The organism is Parafannyhessea sp. (assembly GCF_051876455.1).
In the GTDB taxonomy this organism is placed as follows: Bacteria; Actinomycetota; Coriobacteriia; order Coriobacteriales; family Atopobiaceae; genus Parafannyhessea.
Genome location: NZ_JBJEHW010000067.1, coordinates 1 through 19,235 on the forward strand (window position 1 = coordinate 1; position 19,235 = coordinate 19,235).

Annotated in this window: 18 protein-coding genes and 1 pseudogene; 1 reads left to right on the plus strand and 18 read right to left on the minus strand. The window is 68.6% G+C overall.

Features of this window, described 5'->3' with window-relative positions; translation table 11 throughout:
- From ACI38Z_RS03155 to ACI38Z_RS03240, 18 genes are all read right to left on the minus strand, one after another.
- A partial coding sequence (locus tag ACI38Z_RS03155) for a M24 family metallopeptidase (protein ID WP_439788734.1) occupies positions 1-698 on the minus strand: 698 nt, incomplete at its 3' end.
- Between the two features lie 61 nt (positions 699-759).
- Positions 760-1,719 carry a 3-dehydroquinate synthase gene (locus ACI38Z_RS03160; RefSeq protein ID WP_439788735.1) on the minus strand — a complete coding sequence of 320 codons (960 nt, stop codon included), beginning with the start codon at positions 1,717-1,719 and terminating at the stop codon, positions 760-762.
- A gap of 163 nt (positions 1,720-1,882) precedes the next feature.
- Positions 1,883-2,431: a shikimate kinase gene (locus tag ACI38Z_RS03165; RefSeq protein ID WP_439788736.1), complete on the minus strand. Its 549-nt coding sequence runs from the start codon at positions 2,429-2,431 to the stop codon at positions 1,883-1,885.
- Positions 2,432-2,497: 66 nt separating this feature from the next.
- Positions 2,498-3,001 (minus strand): YqeG family HAD IIIA-type phosphatase, encoded by a 504-nt coding sequence (locus tag ACI38Z_RS03170; protein ID WP_439788737.1) that lies wholly within the window; start codon positions 2,999-3,001, stop codon positions 2,498-2,500.
- A 1-nt stretch (position 3,002) separates the two neighbouring features.
- Positions 3,003-4,445: an endolytic transglycosylase MltG gene (gene mltG / locus ACI38Z_RS03175; RefSeq protein ID WP_439788738.1), complete on the minus strand. Its 1,443-nt coding sequence runs from the start codon at positions 4,443-4,445 to the stop codon at positions 3,003-3,005.
- Positions 4,446-4,452: 7 nt separating this feature from the next.
- Positions 4,453-4,866 carry a Holliday junction resolvase RuvX gene (ruvX, locus tag ACI38Z_RS03180; RefSeq protein WP_439788739.1) on the minus strand — a complete coding sequence of 138 codons (414 nt, stop codon included), beginning with the start codon at positions 4,864-4,866 and terminating at the stop codon, positions 4,453-4,455.
- Positions 4,867-4,875: 9 nt separating this feature from the next.
- Entirely contained in the window at positions 4,876-7,527 is a 2,652-nt protein-coding gene (alaS, locus tag ACI38Z_RS03185; protein WP_439788740.1) for an alanine--tRNA ligase, read from the minus strand.
- Between the two features lie 102 nt (positions 7,528-7,629).
- Positions 7,630-9,015 carry an AI-2E family transporter gene (locus ACI38Z_RS03190; RefSeq protein WP_439788741.1) on the minus strand — a complete coding sequence of 462 codons (1,386 nt, stop codon included), beginning with the start codon at positions 9,013-9,015 and terminating at the stop codon, positions 7,630-7,632.
- A 17-nt stretch (positions 9,016-9,032) separates the two neighbouring features.
- Positions 9,033-9,866: an RNA polymerase sigma factor SigF gene (locus tag ACI38Z_RS03195; RefSeq protein ID WP_439788742.1), complete on the minus strand. Its 834-nt coding sequence runs from the start codon at positions 9,864-9,866 to the stop codon at positions 9,033-9,035.
- A complete protein-coding gene (locus ACI38Z_RS03200; protein WP_439788743.1) occupies positions 9,856-10,233 on the minus strand; it encodes an ATP-binding protein in 378 nt (125 codons plus the stop codon). Before ACI38Z_RS03200 ends, ACI38Z_RS03195 begins: the two co-directional genes overlap by 11 nt.
- Before the next feature lie 13 nt (positions 10,234-10,246).
- Complete coding sequence (locus ACI38Z_RS03205) at positions 10,247-10,879, minus strand: hypothetical protein (RefSeq protein ID WP_439788744.1); 633 nt, start codon at positions 10,877-10,879, stop codon at positions 10,247-10,249.
- A gap of 68 nt (positions 10,880-10,947) precedes the next feature.
- A complete protein-coding gene (locus ACI38Z_RS03210) occupies positions 10,948-12,402 on the minus strand; it encodes a replication-associated recombination protein A (protein WP_439788745.1) in 1,455 nt (484 codons plus the stop codon).
- Positions 12,403-12,412: 10 nt separating this feature from the next.
- The gene (locus ACI38Z_RS03215) at positions 12,413-13,675 is read right to left on the minus strand and encodes a deoxyguanosinetriphosphate triphosphohydrolase family protein (RefSeq protein WP_439788746.1); all 1,263 of its coding nucleotides are present in this window, start codon (positions 13,673-13,675) and stop codon (positions 12,413-12,415) included.
- A 105-nt stretch (positions 13,676-13,780) separates the two neighbouring features.
- Positions 13,781-15,631: an SGNH/GDSL hydrolase family protein gene (locus ACI38Z_RS03220; protein ID WP_439788747.1), complete on the minus strand. Its 1,851-nt coding sequence runs from the start codon at positions 15,629-15,631 to the stop codon at positions 13,781-13,783.
- 56 nt (positions 15,632-15,687) lie between these two features.
- The gene (locus ACI38Z_RS03225; protein ID WP_439788748.1) at positions 15,688-16,218 is read right to left on the minus strand and encodes a DNA-deoxyinosine glycosylase; all 531 of its coding nucleotides are present in this window, start codon (positions 16,216-16,218) and stop codon (positions 15,688-15,690) included.
- A gap of 6 nt (positions 16,219-16,224) precedes the next feature.
- The gene (locus ACI38Z_RS03230) at positions 16,225-17,070 is read right to left on the minus strand and encodes a metallophosphoesterase family protein (protein ID WP_439788749.1); all 846 of its coding nucleotides are present in this window, start codon (positions 17,068-17,070) and stop codon (positions 16,225-16,227) included.
- A 45-nt stretch (positions 17,071-17,115) separates the two neighbouring features.
- Complete coding sequence (locus tag ACI38Z_RS03235; RefSeq protein ID WP_439788750.1) at positions 17,116-17,625, minus strand: very short patch repair endonuclease; 510 nt, start codon at positions 17,623-17,625, stop codon at positions 17,116-17,118.
- Between the two features lie 9 nt (positions 17,626-17,634).
- The gene (locus tag ACI38Z_RS03240; protein ID WP_439788751.1) at positions 17,635-18,621 is read right to left on the minus strand and encodes a hypothetical protein; all 987 of its coding nucleotides are present in this window, start codon (positions 18,619-18,621) and stop codon (positions 17,635-17,637) included.
- 225 nt (positions 18,622-18,846) lie between these two features.
- Here ACI38Z_RS03240 and ACI38Z_RS03245 point away from each other — a divergent pair.
- Positions 18,847-19,235, plus strand: a pseudogene (locus tag ACI38Z_RS03245) (MFS transporter); the annotation flags it as partial.

Below are 19,235 nucleotides of genomic sequence, written 5' to 3' on the forward strand. Positions count from 1 at the left end.
TAGTCCATGACGATCATGTCGCCCTTCTGGACCTTGCGCTCGCCGGGCTGCGCGTGCGGGTTGGCGCCGTTGGGGCCGCTCGCTATGATGCTGTCGAACGAGATCGAGTCCGCGCCATGGGTGAGCATGTAGGTCTCGAGCTCGACCCTGATCTGCTGCTCGGTCATGCCGGGCTTGATGTAGCCGCAGATGTGGTCGTAGGCGTCGTCCGTGATCTCCTGCGCGCGGCGCATGAGGGCCAGCTCCTCCTCGTCCTTCACGACGCGCAGCTTGTCGGCGATGTCGTCGTGCATGCGCGGGTTGAGGCAGTCGACGGAGGCCTTGTTGCACTCCTGCCTGAACGCGTCGAAGAACGCGAGGTCGAGCGAGTCCTCCACGCCGACGACGCGGCTCTTGGTGGCGAGCACGCGATGCGCCGCCCACCAGGCGGGGCTCACGATGTCCATGTCGATGGTCCAGCCGCTGTCCTCGCCCATGCGCTCCAGGAACGTGCCGTAGTAGCGCGAGTCAGTGTGCAGCCAGAGTCCGTCGGCCGTGACGAAGGCCGTGTGCGCCGTCTCGTCGTCGAAGGTGCGCTCGGCGCCGGTGAGCCAGCGCAGGTCCGGGTTGTTCCTGATAATGACGGCGTCGTAGCCGCGATCCGCCATGAGCGCGCGAAGCCTCTCCACGCGCCTGAGGCATGCCTTGGTGTCTGCCATTCCCGTTCTTCTCCAATCGTATGTGTGTGTCGGTTGATGCCAGATCGATGGGTGCGCCAGGCTAGTCGCGCTCGGGGGCGTGCGCCTCGCACCATGCGGTGAGGTTCTCCATCATGAGCTCGTCCTCCACCACCGTCATGCGCAGGCGGCCGATGGAGTGCGGCAGGCACAGGTGGAAGCGCGTCGAGCGAGAGAAGCGGTCCGCCTTCATCGCGGCCAGCAGCTCGGCAGGGTCCACCTCGCCCTCGAACTCGCCTATGCCCAGGGTGTCGAGCAGCTCGTCCTGCATGAGCACGTCGTCCACGTCCATGGCGTCGAGGCTGGCCGAGACCCTGGCGGCAAAGCGCATGGCCTCCCCCAGCCTGGTGGACGCGGGGACGGTGCCGCCCGTCAGCGCGTCGAGCGCGCGGGCGAACGTACGGCCGTAGAGCAGCGAGTTCCGGGACGAGAGCGACGTGGACGACACGAGGTGCCCGCGCGACTTGAGCGTGTCGAGCGCCGCGTCGATCACGTCCGCGTCGCCGCCCGTCATCACGGCGTCGGCCTTGTTCCACAGCGCCTCGAACGTGTCCTCGTTCTCGGCGATGGCCGAGGCCACCATGAGCGCGCGACCGAGCCGCGACGTCTCCGCATCGGGCGAGAGGTCCATGACGCCTGGGTCGCAGAGCAGGTACTTTGCGTAGGTGGAGATGCCGGCGATCTGGCTCACGCCACTGACGTCGAGCATCCTTGGGGTCGTGGGGACCTCGACCATGGCGTCCAGGTCGAGCGGCACCGCCGCGAACGGCACGCGCCCGCACCACATGCCGCACGCGTGCGCGAGCATGGACAGCGTGTCCACGTCGCCCACGCCCAGCACCAGGTCGTCGGCCGTGATGCCCGCGTCGGCAAGGTTCTCGAGCGCGTCGGTCAGCGCGGGCAGGGTCCTCGCCACGGGGCCGGCCGGCGCGGACATCCTCCGCACCCGGAAGCCGCCGTCCGTGAGCTGGCGCCTGATGCGCTCCTCGAGGTCCGGGTCCACCCCTCCCCCACAACGTAGGCACACAGGTGGGTCCTGCCCACGGCAGACTTCAGGAGCTTGCCCATGGTCTCGACCACGTCCGTGCCATAGCGCACGTCGCACGACCCCCCGGGTGCGCTCACCCACTGGCGCGCCACGTCCTCGTACCTCTCGCCTTCGTCACTCATAGCAGGCCCTTCTCCCACAGCAGCTGGCCCGCCTCGGACGCCACCTGCTTGAATGTCTTGTTCCTGATGTCGATCGTGATGTCGGCCTCGCGCTCGTAGAGCGGCCGGCGCGCACGGTACAGGCGCCTCGCGCACCCCTCGTCCTTGAAGTCGGGACGGATCTCGGGGTGCTGGATCTGCCGCAGGGAGTCCTCAACGTCGCCGTCCAGAAAGACCACCGTGCCCATCTGGTGCATGAGCTCACAGCTCCGCGCGCCCTCCACGATGCCCCCGCCGCAGCTCACGAGCAGGGACTTCCTGCCTCGGAGCCCCTCGAGCACCTGCGCCTCGAGCTCGCGGAAGCGCGGCTCGCCCTCGCTCTCGAAGATCTGGCACACGGACTTGCCGCACAGCCGCTCAACGAGCCGGTCCGTGTCGACAAAGTCCCTGTTGAAGAGGCTTCCCAGGTTCCGCGCGAGCGTCGACTTGCCCGCACCCAGGAACCCAACAAAAAATATGTGGTCGCAGCCCTCGTGGACCACGTACCCCGTGTCGCTCTGTTCCATTTAAGACCCAATGCCATCGTCTGCTTTTCGAGACGATTCTAGCATCCCGGGACGACGGCTCGGCCCTCAGCGACCGTCCTCATAGGTCTTTCCCCTCAGCACGACGCGCTCCCCGAGCCTGAAGAGCTGCGTGTACCAGAGGTCGCGCCTCGACTGCGGCCTCACGAGGATGGTTCGCACGCCCGCGAGGTTGCCGGCAAGCATGTCCGTGAAGACCTGGTCACCCACGAGGACCGCCTGCTCGCGCGGCACGCCCAGCCTCGTCAGGGCCACGTCCACGGCAAACGGCGCGGGCTTCATGGCGTGGTGTACGCAGTCCATGCCCAGCTCGGCCGCGGACGCGCGCACTTCTCCCCCGTGGAAGTTGTTCGATATCATGCACGTTGCTATGCCGGCGGCGCGCACGGCGTCCACCCAGTCGCGGATCTCCTGCGGCACCTGCCACGTGCTCCGCGGGAAGCACGTGTTGTCGCGGTCGAGAAGAACGGCCCTCGTGCCCCAGTCCGCGAGCAGGGCCAGGGGTATCTCGTCCACGCTGCCAAAGTAGCGGTCGGCCTCGAGGATCGACATCTTAGCTGCTGCTCTTGCTCGAGTCCGAGCCGCTCTTGCCCTGGTCGGACTTCGCCTTCGCGATGGCCTGCTCGTGCTGCTCGTAGGTCTCCGAGAACGTGTGGTTGGAGTAGCTGCCGTTCTCGATGATGAGGAAGTAGTAGTAGTTGGTCTTAGCGGGCGAGAGCGCCGCCTGGATGGACTTGATGCTCGGAGTGCAGATGGGCGTGGGCGGGAGCCCCTTGTTGAGGTAGGTGTTGTAGGGGCTCGACTGCTTGAGGTCGTCCGCCGTCACCTCCCCGCCCGTCACGTACGCCATGGTCGCGTCGCTCTGGAGCGGCATGTCCTTCTGCAGGCGGTTGTAGAACACGGAGGCGACCTTGGGGCGGTCGTCGTCGCTCACGGCCTCGCGCTCGATGATCGAGGCGAGCTTCAGCACGTCGTAGTCTGACACGCTGAGCCCGTACGTGCTCTTGATGTTGGCCTCGGCCGTCGCGAAGTCGAGCGATGCCACGTTCTTCTGGTACGCGTCGAGCATAGCCGTGATGACCTTGTCCGCCGTGAGGTTCTTCACGCTCCCGAAGTCGTACTTCTGGGGGTACAGGAAGCCCTCGAGCGAGTCGTTCTGCACGTTGGCGAGAAACGCGTACTTGTCCGAGTAGTTGCTCGCCTTTGCCTGCGCCTCGAAGTCGCTCGCCTTTATGCCGAGCGAGCTCTCCACGAGCTCGGCCGTCTTCTTGACCGTGAGGCCCTCGGACACGGTCACCGTGCCCTTTGAGGAGTTGGGCCCCGTCACGAGCCGGCTCACCACCTCGGACACGTCCTCGCCCGTCGTGAGGTTGTACGTGCCGCTCTTCATGCTCGAGTCGGCGTTCTGCCGCTTGACCTCGGTCGTGAAGGTCTGCTCGTCGCTGATGACGCCCGCGTCGAGCAGAATCTTCGCGATGGCGCTGCCGCCGGAACCCTCGGGGATGTTCACCGTGACGCTCTGGCCGGCCTTGGTGGCCTTGGTCTTGCTCGAGCCCATGAGCCGCGGCACCACGAGCACGCCCGCTATGGCCACGATCGCGACGGCGATCAGCACGAAGGGCAGCACCCTCCTGCGGCTCTTGCGCCTGTCCGGCTTCCTGTCGTGCTTGCCGCCCGCGGAGCCCCTGGCCCTGCGCGTGGTCTGCGTGGTGCGCGACGACATCTGCGGCCCGTTGGCCGAGCGCATGCGCTGGGCACCCGCGCGCGATATGGGCTGGCGCCTTCCCATGGGCGCGGCCTGCGCCTGGCGACGCTGCGCCCTTGTTGCCGGCTGCCTGCCGGCGGCGCCCTGGGAGGCCCGGCCCTGCATGGGGCGGAAGGGACGCGCTCCGCCGACCCCGGCCGCCTGCCTGCGGCCCGCGGGGACGGAGCCCGACGGTCCGTTAGAGCCGCCCCTCGCGAAGTGGGCGCCCCGCCTTGCACTGCTGTCAGACATGTGTGAGCTACCCCCTATGGGCATCGAGCCAAGTCTGCAGGAAGAGCGACGCGGCCACCATGTCGACCCGGCCGCGCATGCTCTTCTCGCTCAGTCCCTGTTCCCTCAGGATACGCTTGGCCTCCTGGGACGAGAGCCTCTCGTCCTCAAACTCCAGAGGAAGCCCGCAGGCATCTGCAATCTTTCTGGCCTGGGCCATGATCTTCTCCGCCTGTGGGCCGTCCTCGCCCGCAAGCGTCTTGGGGCGCCCGCACACGAGCACGTCCGGCTCGTGGTCCTGCACGATGTTCCTGAACGTCCTCGCGTTCTGGAGCACCTCCGCGGCGGGAAGCACCTTAACGGGCACGGCGATGGTGCCCGAGGCGTCGCTTGCGGCGATGCCGATGCGCACCTCGCCTATGTCGAGCGCGAGCGCCCTCACGCGCGCCCCCTACGCCCCGAGGAGCTTCTTGGCGGCGTCGAGCGCGGCATCGATGCCGGAGGCGTCCTTGCCGCCCGCCTGCGCCATGGTCGGCCTGCCGCCGCCCCTGCCGCCGACGAGGCCGGAGATCTCCTTCACCACGTTGCCGGCGGAGAAGCCCGCGGACACGGCGCCGTCGGTCGCCGCGGCGAGCAGCGCCACCTTGCCGTCGGCCTCGGACGCGAGCACGCAGGCGCAGTCCGCGCCGATCTTGTCGCGCAGGGTGTCCCACACGTTGCGGAGCTCCTTGCCGGAGATTCCCTTGAGGTGCGCGACCACGAGCTTGTAGGCGCCCATGTCGCTCGCGCCCTTGAGCGCGTCCGCGACCTGGTTGGAGGAGCCGCCCACGAGTGCGGCCTTGAGCTTCTTCTCGGCCTCGGCGCGCTCGTCCTTGAGCTGCTCCACGCGGGCGAGCACGTCCGCGGGACGGCACTTGAGCGCGGAGGCGACCTCGTCCATCTCGGCCAGGAGCTCGTCCACGTACTCCAGCGCGCCGGCGGAGGTGACGGCCTCGATGCGGCGCGAGTTGGAGCCGACGGAACTCTCGCTCACGATCTTGAAGAAACCGAGCTCGGCAGTGTTGCGGGCATGCGTGCCGCCGCAGAGCTCGCGCGAGAAGGGCTTGTCCTCGGTTCCGACGGAGACCACGCGCACGACGTCTCCGTACTTCTCGCCAAAGAGCGCCACGGCGCCGGAGGCCTTGGCCTCCTCGAGGCCCATGACCTTGGTCACGATGGGCTTGGCTGCGAAGATCTCGGCGTTGACCAGGCCCTCGATGCGGGAGAGCTCGTCAGCGGTGACGGACTCGAAGTGCGTGAAGTCGAAGCGCAGCCTGTCGGGGGCGACGAGCGAGCCGGCCTGGCTCACGTGCTCGCCCAGGACCGCCTTGAGCGCGGCGTCGAGCAGGTGCGTGGCCGTGTGGTTGCGACGGATGAGCTCGCGGCGCCCGTGGTCGACGGAAGCCTCCACCCTGTCGCCCACGGCGACGGTGCCCTTCACGACCTCGCACTCGTGCGCGATGAAGCCGCCCTCGCGGTGCTTGGTGTCCTCGACGCGGAGCTCCACGCCCTCGGCCGTGAGCCTGCCGGTGTCTCCCACCTGGCCGCCCATCTCGCCGTAGAAGGTTGTCCTGTCGAGCACGACCTCGACCTTCTCGCCCTCGTGGGCGTCCTTGACCTCCTCGCCGTCCCTCACGAGCGCGACGACCTCGCAGCCGTCGAGCACGTCGGAGTCGTAGCCCGCGAACTCGGACGCGGAGAGGCGGTCGGAGAGCGCCGCCCACACGTTGTTGGCCTTGCCCCAGGCGTCGCGGTTGGCCGTGGCGCGCGCACGCTCCTTCTGGGCGTCCATCTCGCGGTCGAAGGCCTCCATGTCGACCTTGTGGCCGCGGCTCTCGGCAATCTCGCGCGTGAGGTCGATGGGGAAGCCGTAGGTGTCGTGCAGCTTGAAGGCGACCTCGCCGGGAAGGACCGCGCCCTCGGCCAGCTTGTCGAGCTCGTCGCCGAGCATGGCCTCGCCGGCGTTGAGCGTCGCGCCGAAGCGCTCCTCCTCGGCGGTGATGATACCGTCGATGAGCGCCTTGTTCGTGACGATCTCGGAGTAGTGCTCGCCCATGATGCGCTCGACCTCGTGCGCGTACTTGGTGAGGAAGGCGCCCTCGATGCCAAGGAGCCTGCCGTGGTAGACGGCGCGGCGGAGCAGGCGGCGCAGCACGTAGCCGCGGCCCTCGTTGGAGGGCAGGATGCCGTCGCCGATCATGAACGTGACGGCGCGGGAGTGGTCGGCCAGGATGCGCAGGCTCTTGTCCTGCGGCTCCTTGGAGCTGCCGTGGTACTCCTTGCCGGAGAGGCTCTCGCCCAGCTTGATGAGGGAGGTCATGACGTCGCCCTCGTAGTTGGAGCCCTTGTGCTGCATGATGGCGGCCATGCGCTCGAGGCCCATGCCCGTGTCGATGTTGCGGTGCGGGAGGTCCGGCATGGAGCCGTCCTCCTGGCGGTCGTACTGCGTGAAGACGAGGTTCCAGAACTCGAGGTAGCGGTCGCCGTCGTCACCGGGCTTCTCGCCCTCGAACTCGGGGCCCTGGTCGAAGTAGATCTCGGAGCAGGGGCCGCAGGGGCCGGTCGGGCCGGCTGCCCAGAAGTTGTCGTCGGCGCCGAGGCGGCTGATGTGGTCGTACTCCACGCCGTGGGAGTGCCACAGCTCGACGGCCTCGTCGTCGTCCTCGAACACCGTCATGTACAGGCGGTCCTTGGGAAGGCCCAGGTGCTCGGGGCTCGTGATGAACTCCCACGCCCAGGCGATGGCGTCGGCCTTGGTGTAGCCGCCAAAGCTGAAGTTGCCGAGCATCTCGAAGAACGACAGGTGGCGCGCGTCGCCGATGTTGTCGATGTCATTGGTGCGCAGGCACTTCTGGCAGGAGGTCGCGCCGATCTCCTTCATGGTCTTCGTGCCCTGGTAGTACTCCTTGAACTGGTTCATGCCGGCGTTCGCGAGAAGGAGCGACGGGTCCTCCGGGATGAGGGAAGAGGACGGGTAGAGCTTGCAGCCCTTGCCCTCGAAGAACTTGAGGAAGTCCTCGCGGATCTCCGCGGTAGTCATGGTCTTGTAATCAGCAGTGCTCATGGTTCTCCTTGTGAATGGCCGCACGGAGCGGCCTCGTCGGCATAGTTCCGCTAGCGAATAATACTACGATTTGGCTGGTCTGTTGCAAACGTGCAACGCGGCTCAGTCGCCCTTCTCCTCATCATGCGCACGGTCGCCGCCATGGCGCCCGCCGGAATCGAGGCGCCTGGCGGCGCGAAGCACGAGGTCGGACACGCGGCCCCTGCGGCCCTTGGGAGGCTCGTCCGCTACGGGCGACTTGGCACCCGTGGCGTCCACGAGCCTCGAGCCCTCGAAGAAGCTGTCGTCGTCCAGCGCGTCGAAGGCGGGCTCGATCTGCCCCCTCTCGTCGTGGAACGGCGTCCCCTGGAAGATGGCACCGTCGTAGGACACGAGCCTGCGGCCGCTGCTGGTCTCGAAGTAGTACACGAAGACGCTCTTGATCGCCGCGGTCAGGGGCACCGCAAGCACCATGCCCAGGATGCCTCCCAGGCAGTTGCCGATGATGAGGCCCAGAAGCGACAGCGCCGGGTGGATCTTGACCGCGGAGCGCATGACGAGCGGCGACACCACGTTGTCCGTCACGTTCTGGATGACGATGGACCCCACGAGCGTCGCGAGCGCGAGCATCGGGTTGTCGAAGAGGGCCACGAGCACGGCGAACGCGACGGCGACCCACTCGCCGATTACGGGGATGAAGTGCAGGAACCCGACCAGGATGGCCGAGAGCCCCGCGTAGGGGTGCCCGGCCAGCGTAAGGAACACGAGCGTGACCACGCCGTCGAACACGGACGTGATCACGATGCCGCGCATGTAGCCGCCCATAGACCTGCTCATGACGGCGAGAAGGACGGAGAATCCCTGCTCGTGGCGCGGTCCCGCGATCGTGCTGAACTCCCTCGCGATCTTTGGGTAGTCCTTCGCGAACCAGTACGCGAGGACGAGGCCGAGGAGCATGGTGACGAGCCCGTTCACGAACGAGAACGCGCTGCTCACGAGGCCGGTCGAGAGCTTCGTCGCAAGCTGGGACGACATCTTGATGCCAATGCCGGACAGCGTGCTCACGAGCTGGTTGACGCTCTGCTGCACGCCCCTCGTGTCCGCGTTGCCGTAGTGTGTCCAGAAATCGTTGAGCGACACGCGGGTCTTCTCGACATAGGCGGGAACCTTGCCCAGCACGTCGGCTAACTGCTGCACGAAGGGCGGGGTCAGGAGGACGATCACGATGGCCATCACCGCGATGAGCACCAGGACGGACAGCAGGGCGCCGAGCGCCCTGCCCATCCCATGGTCCTCGAGGAAGTTCGTGAGGGGGCTGCAGACGAACCCCATGATCACGCCGGCGAGCAGGAGCTCCACGGCAGGCCAGACGTAGCCCATCGCGCGCACGCAGATCACGAACACGATCGCGACGCCTATGAAGGCCCACGCCCTCACGCCGACGGCCTTGGCGCGACCAAGCCTGTCAGGCCGCCCCGCCTCCTGGTTTTCCTCTCCCTGCAGCACCATGCCTCCACGCGCGCCCGTCAGCGCATCAGCCCGTCGGGGTCGATCTTCTCCTGCACCTTCTTGAGCGTCCTGCGAAGGAGGCGCGACACCTGCACCTGGGAGATTCCCAGCCTCTTCGCGATCTCGACCTGCGTGAGTCCGTCGATGAAGCGCATGCGGATGATCTCCTGCTCGCGGGGCGAGAAGTCCTTGATCGTGTCCTCGATGACCATCCGGTCGTCCGAGGCCGCCAGGTCCTCGTCCTCCGTCGCGTAGTGGTCGATGACGGCGGGCGCGTCGTCATCGTCGCCCTGGCCCGTGCCCTCCAGGGGGACGGAGCTGTACGCGCTCGACGACTCCATGGCCTCCAGGACCTCGTCCACCGAGGTGCCCAGCGCCTTCGCGATCTCCTCGACGGAGGGCGAGCGCTGCAGGTCCTTGGTGAGCTCGTCGGTCACCTGGTTCACCTTGGACGAGAGCTCCTGGAGCCTGCGCGGCACGCGGACAGACCAGCCCTTGTCGCGGAAGTGGCGCTTGATCTCGCCCAGGATGGTGGGCGTCGCGAACGTCGTGAACTCGAGGCCGCGGGACAGGTCGAACCGGTCGATCGCCTTGATGAGGCCGATCGTGCCGACCTGCACCAGGTCGTCCAGGGGCTCTCCCCTGTTCTTGAACTTGGACGCGAGGAACCTGACGAGGTTGAGGTGGCTCATGATCAGCTGCTCGCGGGCGTCCTCGTCACCGTTCTCCTTGTAGCGGCGGAAGAGCTCCCTCGTGCGGTCCTTGTCCCACGCGAGCTTGCCCTTGGGCACCCTCTGGGACGAGAGCCGGCCGCGCGGGCGCGTGGCGCGCGTCTGGTCGCTAGCGGGCATCGGCGCCACCAATCTTCTTCACGAGCCTGAGCGTGTTGTCGTCGGTGACGTCGCAGCTGTCGCAGACCGCCTGGAGCAGCAGCTGCACGAGGCTCAGGTCCTCGGCGCCCTCCGCCTCGCTGGCGTCGCGGTTGCCGAGCGAGAAGTCCATGGACACCTCGTCCGGGGCGAGCCCGAACCTGATGTCGCACTCCGCCGGCGCCGTGGCGCAGCTGTAGACGAAGCCCTCCTCCGCCGCCATGCGCAGGTCGTCCACCTCGTCCACGTTCATGTCGCACAGCACCGCGAGGTTTGCGGCCGTCATGCGAACGACGCGCGCGAACTCCGCCTCGGCGGGAACGCTGAGGCTGATGCTCTTCTCTGCCATGTGGTTACTCTCCCTATTTCTCGGGCGCGCCGTCAGTCGCCGCGTCCGCACCGTTGTCCTGCCCGTCATCCGCAGCAGCCTTGGGCTCGCCGTACGTCACGTAGCCCGCGTTGCGCGGGGCCTCCTCGGCGGGCGCGGCCTCCTCGCGGGAGTCCGTCGCGTCGCCTGCGTCGTCGCGGGCGCCGTCCGCGATCGCGCGGGCACCGTCGGCCGACGCGCCGCGCAGGTGGCTGGGGCGCTGCTGGGGCACGCCCGTGAGCTTGGACACGACGTGGCTCACGCCGTCCGCCGCGGCCGTGGTGACCTGGTTGACCGCGTCCGTCACGCCGGCGGCCGTGCCGGAGACCGTCGAGACGTCGCCCAGGATGCCGTTCACCCTGCGCAGGCTCTCGTTGGCCTCGTCGAGCGCGTCCTGCGCCTTCGCGACCATGGGGTCGACCTGCTTTATGCTCGGCTGCAGGTCGTCCATGGCACCGTCGAGCTTCGCGATGACGGGCTGGACCTGCTCGATGGTCTCGTTCGCGGAGCGCGCGACCTCGTCCACCGCGCCACGCGTCTTGCGGATGGTGAGCGCGAGTTCCACGAGCGCCCAGATTCCCGCGGCGACCAGCACGATCAGCAGGATGCTCAGGGGTGACATCTCCATCGCCTTGCCCTTCTCCCTTGGTTGCGGGACGCCCCGCCTACCAAAACTTCGCTTGAACTTCCTAGATTCTACCCATTCGACTTGGGTTTGCCACGCCCGCGTCCACCGGCGTCCTCGAGGTCCTGGCGGTCGCGCGCGCTGGCCTCGACGCGCCACGACTCCCAGCCGCGGCCGCTCGGCCTGTAGAACGCGCCGCGCTCGAGCCCCTCGGGCAGGTAGCGCTGCTCGACCCAGCCGAGCGGGTAGTCGTGCGGGTAGAGGTACTCGCCGTAGTTCTCGGAGCCGGGGCGGTGGCGGTCCCGAAGGTAGCTGGGGACCTCGCGGCGCGGGCCCACGCGCACCTCCTTGAGCGCGGCGTCGATGCCGGCCTCCGCGGCGTTGGACTTGGGCGCGAGCGCGACGTAGATTGCCGCCTGCGCGAGGTTGATGCGGCACTCGGGATAGCCGATGACCTCGGCGGCCCTGAAGGCGGCCTCCGCGACGAGGAGTGCCTGGGGGTCGGCGTTGCCGACGTCCTCGGACGCCTGGATCATGATCCTGCGCGCGATGAACTTGGGATCCTCCCCCGCGTCGATCATGCGCGCGAGCCAGTAGAGCGCGGCGTCGGGGTCGCTGCCGCGCATGGACTTGATGAAGGCCGATATCACGTCGTAGTGCATGTCGCCGGCCTTGTCGTAGGGAAGGCCGTGCCGCGGGTTGGCCTCGAGCACGTGCTCGACCGTGATCGCGATGGGGACCGCGGACGCCGTGGTCCCGTCCTTCTCGCCCGCGGCGTCGCCACTGGCCGCCCCATCGAGCTTGGCCGCGTCGTCGGGGCTGGCGGGGCCGTCCTCCTTGCCCGCGGTGGGCGTGGCCATCTGGCTCGCGAGCTCGAGCGACGTGAGCGCCGCGCGGGCGTCGCCGCCGGCCATGGTAACGATCTCCTGCAGGGCGTCGTCCTCGAGGGAGAACCTGCCCGCGAGGCCGCGCTCGCTCGCGAGCGCGCGGCGCACGATGGTGCGGATCGAGTCGTCGTCCAGGGGCGACAGCTCCACGACCCGCGACCTGCTGATGAGCGCGGAGTTGACCTCGAAGTAGGGGTTCTCCGTCGTGGCGCCCACCAGGACCACGACGCGATCCTCGACCGCGTGCAGGAGCGCGTCCTGCTGCGCGCGGTTGAAGCGGTGGATCTCGTCCACGAAGAGGATGGTGCGCCGGCCGCCCGTGAGCAGGCGCCTCTCGGCGGCGTCCACCTCGCGGCGCAGGTCCTTGACCGTGCCCGTGATGGCGGAGACCTCCACGAACTCGGCATGCGTGGTGTTGGCGATGATGCGGGCGAGCGTCGTCTTGCCCGTGCCAGCGGGCCCGTACAGGATGACCGAGGACAGCGTGTCGTGCTCGATGGCGCGGCGCAGCCACGAGCCGGGGCCCACGGCCTCCGTCTGGCCCACGTACTCCTCGAGCGACTGCGGGCGCATGCGCGCGGCCAGCGGTGCCATCTGCTGCCTGAGCCGCCGCTCCTGACCCGAGAACAGGTTGTCCATGCGCCCTCCCCTACGGCCTCACGCCGTCGAAGTAGCTGCGGTTGGGGAAGATCTGCCGCGCCTCGGGGAAGACGGCCTCGCAGGTCGCCACGAAGTAGTCGTCCGTCATGGCGCTGATGAAGTCCACCACGCACTGGTCGGGGTCGGACTCCCAGTCGTAGCTGCGCCCGTAGTACGAGAGGCGCCTGCCGATGGGGTCGATGTGGTGCCTGAAGATGGCCGCATCCTCCGCCCCGGTCTCGAGCGCCTCGAGCTCGTGGTCGTACAGCTTGGAGAAGAGCTCGCGCACCGGGCCCGCGAAGTCGCCGTTGACCTCGGCCGAGCCGTAGATCTTCTCGTAGTTCTCGCGCTTCGCGCGCGCGAGCTCCGCAAAGCCCTCCTCGCTCATGGCGATGTAGGGCTTGCCCAGGCTCTGCTCCACCACGTCGGTCACGAACGCGGAGAGCGCCCACGCGTTGTAGGCGCCGCCGAGCCCGTCCGCAAAGCTCTTCTCGTCCGCGAGGCCCGCCCTGATGGCGTCCTGGCGGTCCTTGCCCACGTACGCGATGATGTCCGATATGCGCATGACGCAGCCTTCGAGCGTCATGGGCCTGAGGTGCGATATGGCCTCGTCGCCGGACTCCCAGCAACCCTCGACCACGCGGTCGAACGTGTCGAAGTCGTTGAGGCCGCTCGTCTCGAAGCGCTGGCGCTCGAACTCGCCGTTGTGGCAGATGACGCCGTCGAGCGTCTGGAGCGAGACGTTGCGGCCGTCCAGCACGTCGAGCACGCGCACGCTCTGCACGTTGTGGCGGAACCACCTGCCCGTGCGCTCGTGGAAGACGTCGTTCAGGAAGCGCTCGCCGGCGTGGCCGAACGGCGTGTGGCCGAGGTCGTGCCCGAGCGATATCGCCTCGATGAGGTCGAGGTTGAGCCCCAGGGCGCGCCCGATGTCGCGCGCGACCCTGCCGACGAGCTGCTCGTGCAGGCCGCGGCGGGTGATGTCGTCGTTCTGGCGGAACGAGAACACCTGCGTCTTGCCGTTGAGGCGGTTGTACGCGGGCGCGTGCACGATCTTCTCGATGTCGCGCACGAACGCGGGGCGGATGACGGTGTCGTTGTCGCGCTCCGCCACGTCGCGCCTGATGACGGCCGCGTTGGAGCAGGCGTAGTGGCTCATGGCGCCGCTCTTGCGCATGTCCCTGATGCGCGCCTCGGTCTCGGGCGACACGCGCAGCGGCATGTGCGGCGCCATGCGGTTGATCCCCTCGCCCAGGTTCTGCGTTATAGACATGTGACACCCCTCTGGTCTAATTTGCACCGCATACCCTACCGCAAACGGCGGACGTCATTCCACAAATCTGTGCGTTGTGTGACGGATGCGGCGTCGCGGTGGCCGCTATGCGTCGAGCAGCCAGCACGCGTCGGTGGCGGGCAGCACGGTGAAGCCGAGCTTGCGCAGCACGCGCAGCGCCGCCGCGTCGGACTCCCCCACGCAGCACCACGGCGTTCGCCCCTCCTCCAGCAGCTGGCCGGCCTTTGCGGCCGTGAGGGCGGCCGCCCAGCCGTGGCGCTGGTGCTCCGGGAAGACCTCGAGCATGCCCATCGCGCCCCAGGGCTCCTCGCCCACGAAGGCGACGAGCCTCGCGTCATCGTCGAACCCGCCCAGGTAGCGGCCTTGCCGCAGCAGCTCGAGCGTCTGCTCGTCGCTCTGGCGCTCCGGGTGCGACATCCTCTGGCGCACGGCCGCGAGGTCCCCCTCGCCCAGCGGGCGAATCACCCGGTCCTTGGGCACCCTGGGGCGGGCGCCAGGCTTGAGCGACGCCACGTGACAGGCCTCCCTGCGACCGAGCCCCAGCGCGCGCTGGAGGTCGTCGGCCACTGCGGGCTCCAGGCAGAGCGTGGGCGCATGCCGCATGAGCACGGACGCCACGTCGCGCGCCAGCACGGCGTCGTGGCCCCAGGCCATCTGCACGCCTCCCGCCGCGCCGATCGCGACCATGCCCTCCTCGGCGTGCGTGACCTCGCCAAGGCCCCTGGCAAGGCACTCAGTCATGGGTATCGTCCTGCGCGGCGCGCGGGCGAGAAGGTCGGCCGCCCTTCTCGACAGCTCCTCCTTTGGCTCGGCCCCGGCGTCCATCGCGAGCTCCAGGCGCCGCGCTACCTGCGCGCAGCCCTCGGCCCCGGGGTGCTCGTAGCCGTCGGCCAATAGCGCCGCGTCGTGGTCGAGCAGGCCCCCGCCGTCCACCACGCGCATCTGCCCAAACTGCTCGGCCTGTGCGCGGATGACCTCCGGCACGTCCTCGAAGCAGCTCATCTTGTTGGAGGGGTAGGCGTCCTCCTCGTGCCACAGCGGCGTGAGCACCCAGGTGGGGACGTCGCCCCAGAGGCGCGACACCTCGGAGAGGTACATGCGCACGTCGCGGCTCACCAGGTGCTCGCGGCACGGCTCGTAGCGGTAGTTCTCGCCCAGCTCCACCACGATGGCGGCGGGGTCGATGGCGCGCGCCAGGCCATAGAGCGTGCCGGGCTGGAACACCTGACCACCCACGCCCTGGTTCACCACGTCGAGCCCGCGGCGCCCCGCGAGCAGCGTGGGCCACGCGAGGGCCGGGTCGTCGCACACGAAGCCCTGTGCTATGGAGTCGCCCAGCACCAGCAGGTTGCGGCGGCGCGCCACGGGCCGGATGAAGCTGCCGTTGCCCGCAAGGGACCTGATGGCGCAGCCCCTCAGGCACGGCAGCCACACGCGCACGTGGTGCGTGTCGCCCATGCCGGGAAGCTGCATGACGCCACTCGCGGGCGCCTCCGCGGGGTCGTCCAGCGTGAAGGCCACGTAGTCGTCGTCCCGGGCCGGCACGCGCACGCCCAGCCGGCGCCCGTCCACCTCGCACGAGAGGCCGTCGTGCATGCGCGGCTCCAGGCCCCGGCGCTCGTCCACGTACTTGAGGGCGTCACGCGTGCCCACGGGCTCCGCGTCCAGCGCGACCTCGATCGCGACCTCGGACGAGTCCGTCTCGAACTCCAGGCAGATGCCCGCCGTCGAGCGCGCCATCTGCCGGTAAAGCCCCGGGTGCCACGCCTGGCAGCTGCCCAAGGCGCGCATCTGCTCGGCCGAGAAGCGCCACGGCCTCACCCAGCCTTCGAGCTCCGGGCTGGTGCGCACGCTGCCGTGCAGGAGCGGGGCCGCGTCCGCCCCCACGAGGGCGAAGCCCCGCGCGCCCTGTTCCATCATGTCCCGAAGCCTCATCGGCACCCCTCGCACACGCCGCGCCGGCCCTCTGGCGCGGGGGCGGCACTTCTCGCCTAGTCTTGCAGATAGCTTAGCATCACGCGGTACGCCTCAACCAGCCGCTCCAGGCTCCAGCTCGCGTTTGCCGGGCTCGTGGAGGGGAGGCGCGTCGCCTCGATCCCCAGCGTGGGCTCGATCAGCCGCGTGTAGAGGCGGTGCGACGTGGCGCCCGTGCAGAAGATCGCGCGTATGGGAGCGTGGTCGAGCACGCGAGCGCGCAGGTCGTTGGGGACGGGGTCCTTGATCGAGGCGTCGCTCGCGCCCGTAATCGTGCAGCTCGCGAGCACGTCGTCCAGCGCGAAGTGGCGGCGCAGCGCCAGGTCGCGGCAGGCCTCGCGCCCGCGGGGCGGCTCCTCTCCCCAGAGTGCGGCCATCACGCGCCAGAAGCGGTTCTGCGGGTTGCCGTAGTGGTAGCCGACCTCGCGCGACTTGGGGCTCGGCATCGTCCCCAGGATGAGCACGCGGCTCTGCCCGTCAAACACGGGCGCCAGCGGCGAGTCCACGCGCGTGGGCACGCCCGCCGGCCTGCGGCTCCGTGCGCACACCCAGGCTCACTCGCCCTCGCGTACGGGCTCGTACGTCTCGAGCCCGTCGTCCAGCCGCAGCATGAGCAGGTTGCCAAAGCCCGCGCCGCCCGCGGCTCCGCAGTCGATGTCCCAGCGGTCGGCAACGCCGCCGGTCTCCGCGCGGGCGCCCACCTTGACCATGCGGCAGAGGCCGTTCTCGTCCTCGGGAAGCCGGTCCGGGAGGTCCGCCATGCCGCGCAGGTACGGCGTGGGCGTGTGGCCCGCAACCACGATGGGCCCCTCCCCCGCCTCGTTGACGAGGCCGGTGGGCGCGCCCCAGAAGTCCTCGCGGATCCACAGCAGGTCCTCCGGGCTCTGCGCCGCCAGGAGCGCGCGCAGGTCGTCGTCGCTCCAGCCCATGGCCACCACGGGCTCGCCCTCGCGCTCCGGGTCGCGCCCCGCCCCGCGCTCGAACTTGACGCCGGGGCGCACGCCCGCGTGCACCATCACGTAGGGGCGCCCGGCAACAAAGGTGTACGCGTACAGCGGGAGGTAGGCCACCCAGTCCAGGAGGTCGATCCTCTCGCCCTCCGGCAGCGCCGCCAGCCCCTCGCGCGTGCTGATGCCGCCGTTGATCTCCCAGTTGACCTGGTTCATGCCCTCGTCGGGGGCCTCCAGGAAGCTCAGCATCAGGTCCTCGTGGTTGCCCATGAGCACGGTCGCGTTCGAAAGGCCGCGGCACACCTTGAGCACGCCCACGGGGTCCGGGCCGCGGTCGATCATGTCGCCGAGCATGAACAGGCTGTCGTCGTCCGACGGCGAGACGCGCTCGAGCAGCCGGTCGAGCGTCCCCCTGTGCCCGTGCACGTCCGAAAACACGTAGGTAGCCATCAAGTGTCCTTCCCCGTCGCGGCGGCGCACGCCGTCGTCAACAGTCTAGCGCCTCAGGTGCCCGCGCGCACGCCGGCGCGCCACCGCGAGCTTCCACGGGTCTATCGCGCCGACCTCCACGTACCTGCCGCGCTCCCGCCTGCCCAGAGACTCGCTCAGCCGCACCTGCCGCACCAGGTCCGCCATGGTGCCCTCGAAGCGGTCCTTCTTGAGGTGGCACTCCCACACCACGAGCACGGTCCAGCCCGCCTCCACCAGAAGCAGCGCGTCGCGCTCGTCGCGGCTCACGTTGCGCTCGAACTTCCGCGTCCAGAACTCCACGTTGGACTTGGGCAGCGGCAGCGCGCAGTGCGGGCAGCGGTGCCAGAAGCAACCGTTCACGAAGATGGCGACGCGCCTGCCCGGGTAGCAGATGTCCGGCTTGCCCGGCGCCTTCTTCCAGTGCAGGCGGTAGCCGCCCAGGCCCGCCTCGCGCAGGGCCCGCCTCACCTTGAGCTCTGGCTTGGTGTTCTTGCTCTTGTTTGCCTGCATCACATGGTGCGTGGCCTCGCTCACCAAGACGGCCTACGCCCCCACCCCGGGCTCCGAGGGGCCCTCCGGGTCGTCCGGGTCCGCGTGCTGACCCGAGAAGTTGAGGTTCCCCGTGAGCGCCTCCGCGGCCTCCTCGTCGAAGTCGAGCGAGAAGAACGCGTCCAACGCGCCTGCGACCTCGTCCTGCGCGCGCTGGTAGAGCTGCCAGAAGCCGTCCGTGCCGACGCTCCCGTCAAACGGGTTCCTCCACGGGCGCCCCTCGCGATTGTCGAAGTCGGAGGTCTGCGCGGCGCGGTCGCGGTGCGCCATCGCGGCGTACAGCGAGTAGCGACTGTGCCCCAGCCTGAGCTCGATGGGCGCAAGCACGCGCGTCTTGCCCTGGTTGGGCGTGTAGAACAGGCGCTGCACCAGGCGGAACGACTTCACCGCATGCGTGTAGCAGTCCAGCTCGAGCGTCTTGCTGTACGTCCAGAGGTTCATGTAGAAGTACAGCTTGTCGATCACGGCGAGCGTCTCGTCGTCCGCGCGCAGGATCTCGTGGTAGGGCCTGAACGTGCGCACCGTCATGCCGGTCTTCGAGAAGAGCACCATCTCGTCCAGGTCGCGCTCGATCTCCGCGTGCACCTCGTCGCCGTCCGAGCGGGAGAGTCCGGGCACGCCCGCGTCGCAGATGCCGTACTGGTAGTGGTACACGAGCGGATGGACCGCGCGGTCCAGCAGGTAGTGGCACACGAAGCCCGCTGCATACGCCTCGCCCACCGGGCGCTCCTCGCGGCTCAGCATCGTGAGCGCGTCGCGCAGCGACGCCACGAGCCGTGCCGTGCGCGCGTGGTGCATGAGCCCGCCCACGCGGTTGGACGCACCCACAAACGGGTCGGCAACGAGGTAGAAGAGCGGGTCCGGCCCCTGGTTGCCCAGGAGGAACGCCTGCCTCTCCTGAATCGTCACGAATCCGCGACTCTCCGCGACGCCGGCGTAGGCGTCCTTGCCAAAGAAGTCGTGCGTCATGATTGCGGGCATGCGAGACTCTCCTAACAAGGGCGGCCGCACCGCCCCCGGTCGTGTGTCGGGGTCAAGTATCGCAGATGGCTGCCTGCAATGCACGTGAATCCATAACATATGGACTGATAAGGGCCGCAACCGCACGCGGGCGTCACTTTACGCACCGCTTACGGTAGCGTTTCCCGGGCCTTGCCACCCCTCCCCTAGAATTTTCGTCACCTATGAAAAGGGAGGAAATTGCCAATGGCAGACAGTAAGTTCACAAAGGCCGAGAAGAGCTGGATCATGTACGACGTGGGCAACTCGGCCCTCGTGCTCCTGGCGACGAGCATCATTCCCATCTACTTCAAGTCGCTGGCGGACGGCCCGGCCCTCGTGGCATGGAGCTACGGCGAGACCGTGGCCTCGCTCGTGATCGCGCTTCTCATGCCCATCCTCGGCAGCATCGCCGACATGCAGGGCATGAAGAAGAAGTTCGTCGTGGCCACGGTCGCGATCGGCGCCGTCGCCACGGTGGCGATGGGCATCCCGACCGGCGCGATGGCGTTTCTCGTCATCTACGTCGTCTCGTCGATATCGCTCAACACGTCGATCGTGTTCTACGACGCGCTGCTGGTGGATGCCACCACGGA

Bases quoted from the DNA above. Each gene is read 5' to 3' on its own strand.
- ACI38Z_RS03170 (WP_439788737.1), bottom strand. From the start codon at position 3,001: ATGTCGATCCTCGAGGCCGACCGCTACTTTGGCAGCGTGGACGAGATA.
- ACI38Z_RS03210 (WP_439788745.1), bottom strand. From the start codon at position 12,402: ATGGACAACCTGTTCTCGGGTCAGGAGCGGCGGCTCAGGCAGCAGATG.
- mltG (WP_439788738.1), bottom strand. From the start codon at position 4,445: ATGTCTGACAGCAGTGCAAGGCGGGGCGCCCACTTCGCGAGGGGCGGC.
- ACI38Z_RS03205 (WP_439788744.1), bottom strand. From the start codon at position 10,879: ATGGAGATGTCACCCCTGAGCATCCTGCTGATCGTGCTGGTCGCCGCG.
- ACI38Z_RS03240 (WP_439788751.1), bottom strand. From the start codon at position 18,621: ATGCCCGCAATCATGACGCACGACTTCTTTGGCAAGGACGCCTACGCC.
- ACI38Z_RS03215 (WP_439788746.1), bottom strand. From the start codon at position 13,675: ATGTCTATAACGCAGAACCTGGGCGAGGGGATCAACCGCATGGCGCCG.
- ACI38Z_RS03220 (WP_439788747.1), bottom strand. From the start codon at position 15,631: ATGAGGCTTCGGGACATGATGGAACAGGGCGCGCGGGGCTTCGCCCTC.
- ACI38Z_RS03165 (WP_439788736.1), bottom strand. From the start codon at position 2,431: ATGGAACAGAGCGACACGGGGTACGTGGTCCACGAGGGCTGCGACCAC.
- ACI38Z_RS03200 (WP_439788743.1), bottom strand. From the start codon at position 10,233: ATGGCAGAGAAGAGCATCAGCCTCAGCGTTCCCGCCGAGGCGGAGTTC.
- ACI38Z_RS03195 (WP_439788742.1), bottom strand. From the start codon at position 9,866: ATGCCCGCTAGCGACCAGACGCGCGCCACGCGCCCGCGCGGCCGGCTC.
- ACI38Z_RS03230 (WP_439788749.1), bottom strand. From the start codon at position 17,070: ATGGCTACCTACGTGTTTTCGGACGTGCACGGGCACAGGGGGACGCTC.
- alaS (WP_439788740.1), bottom strand. From the start codon at position 7,527: ATGAGCACTGCTGATTACAAGACCATGACTACCGCGGAGATCCGCGAG.
- ACI38Z_RS03190 (WP_439788741.1), bottom strand. From the start codon at position 9,015: ATGGTGCTGCAGGGAGAGGAAAACCAGGAGGCGGGGCGGCCTGACAGG.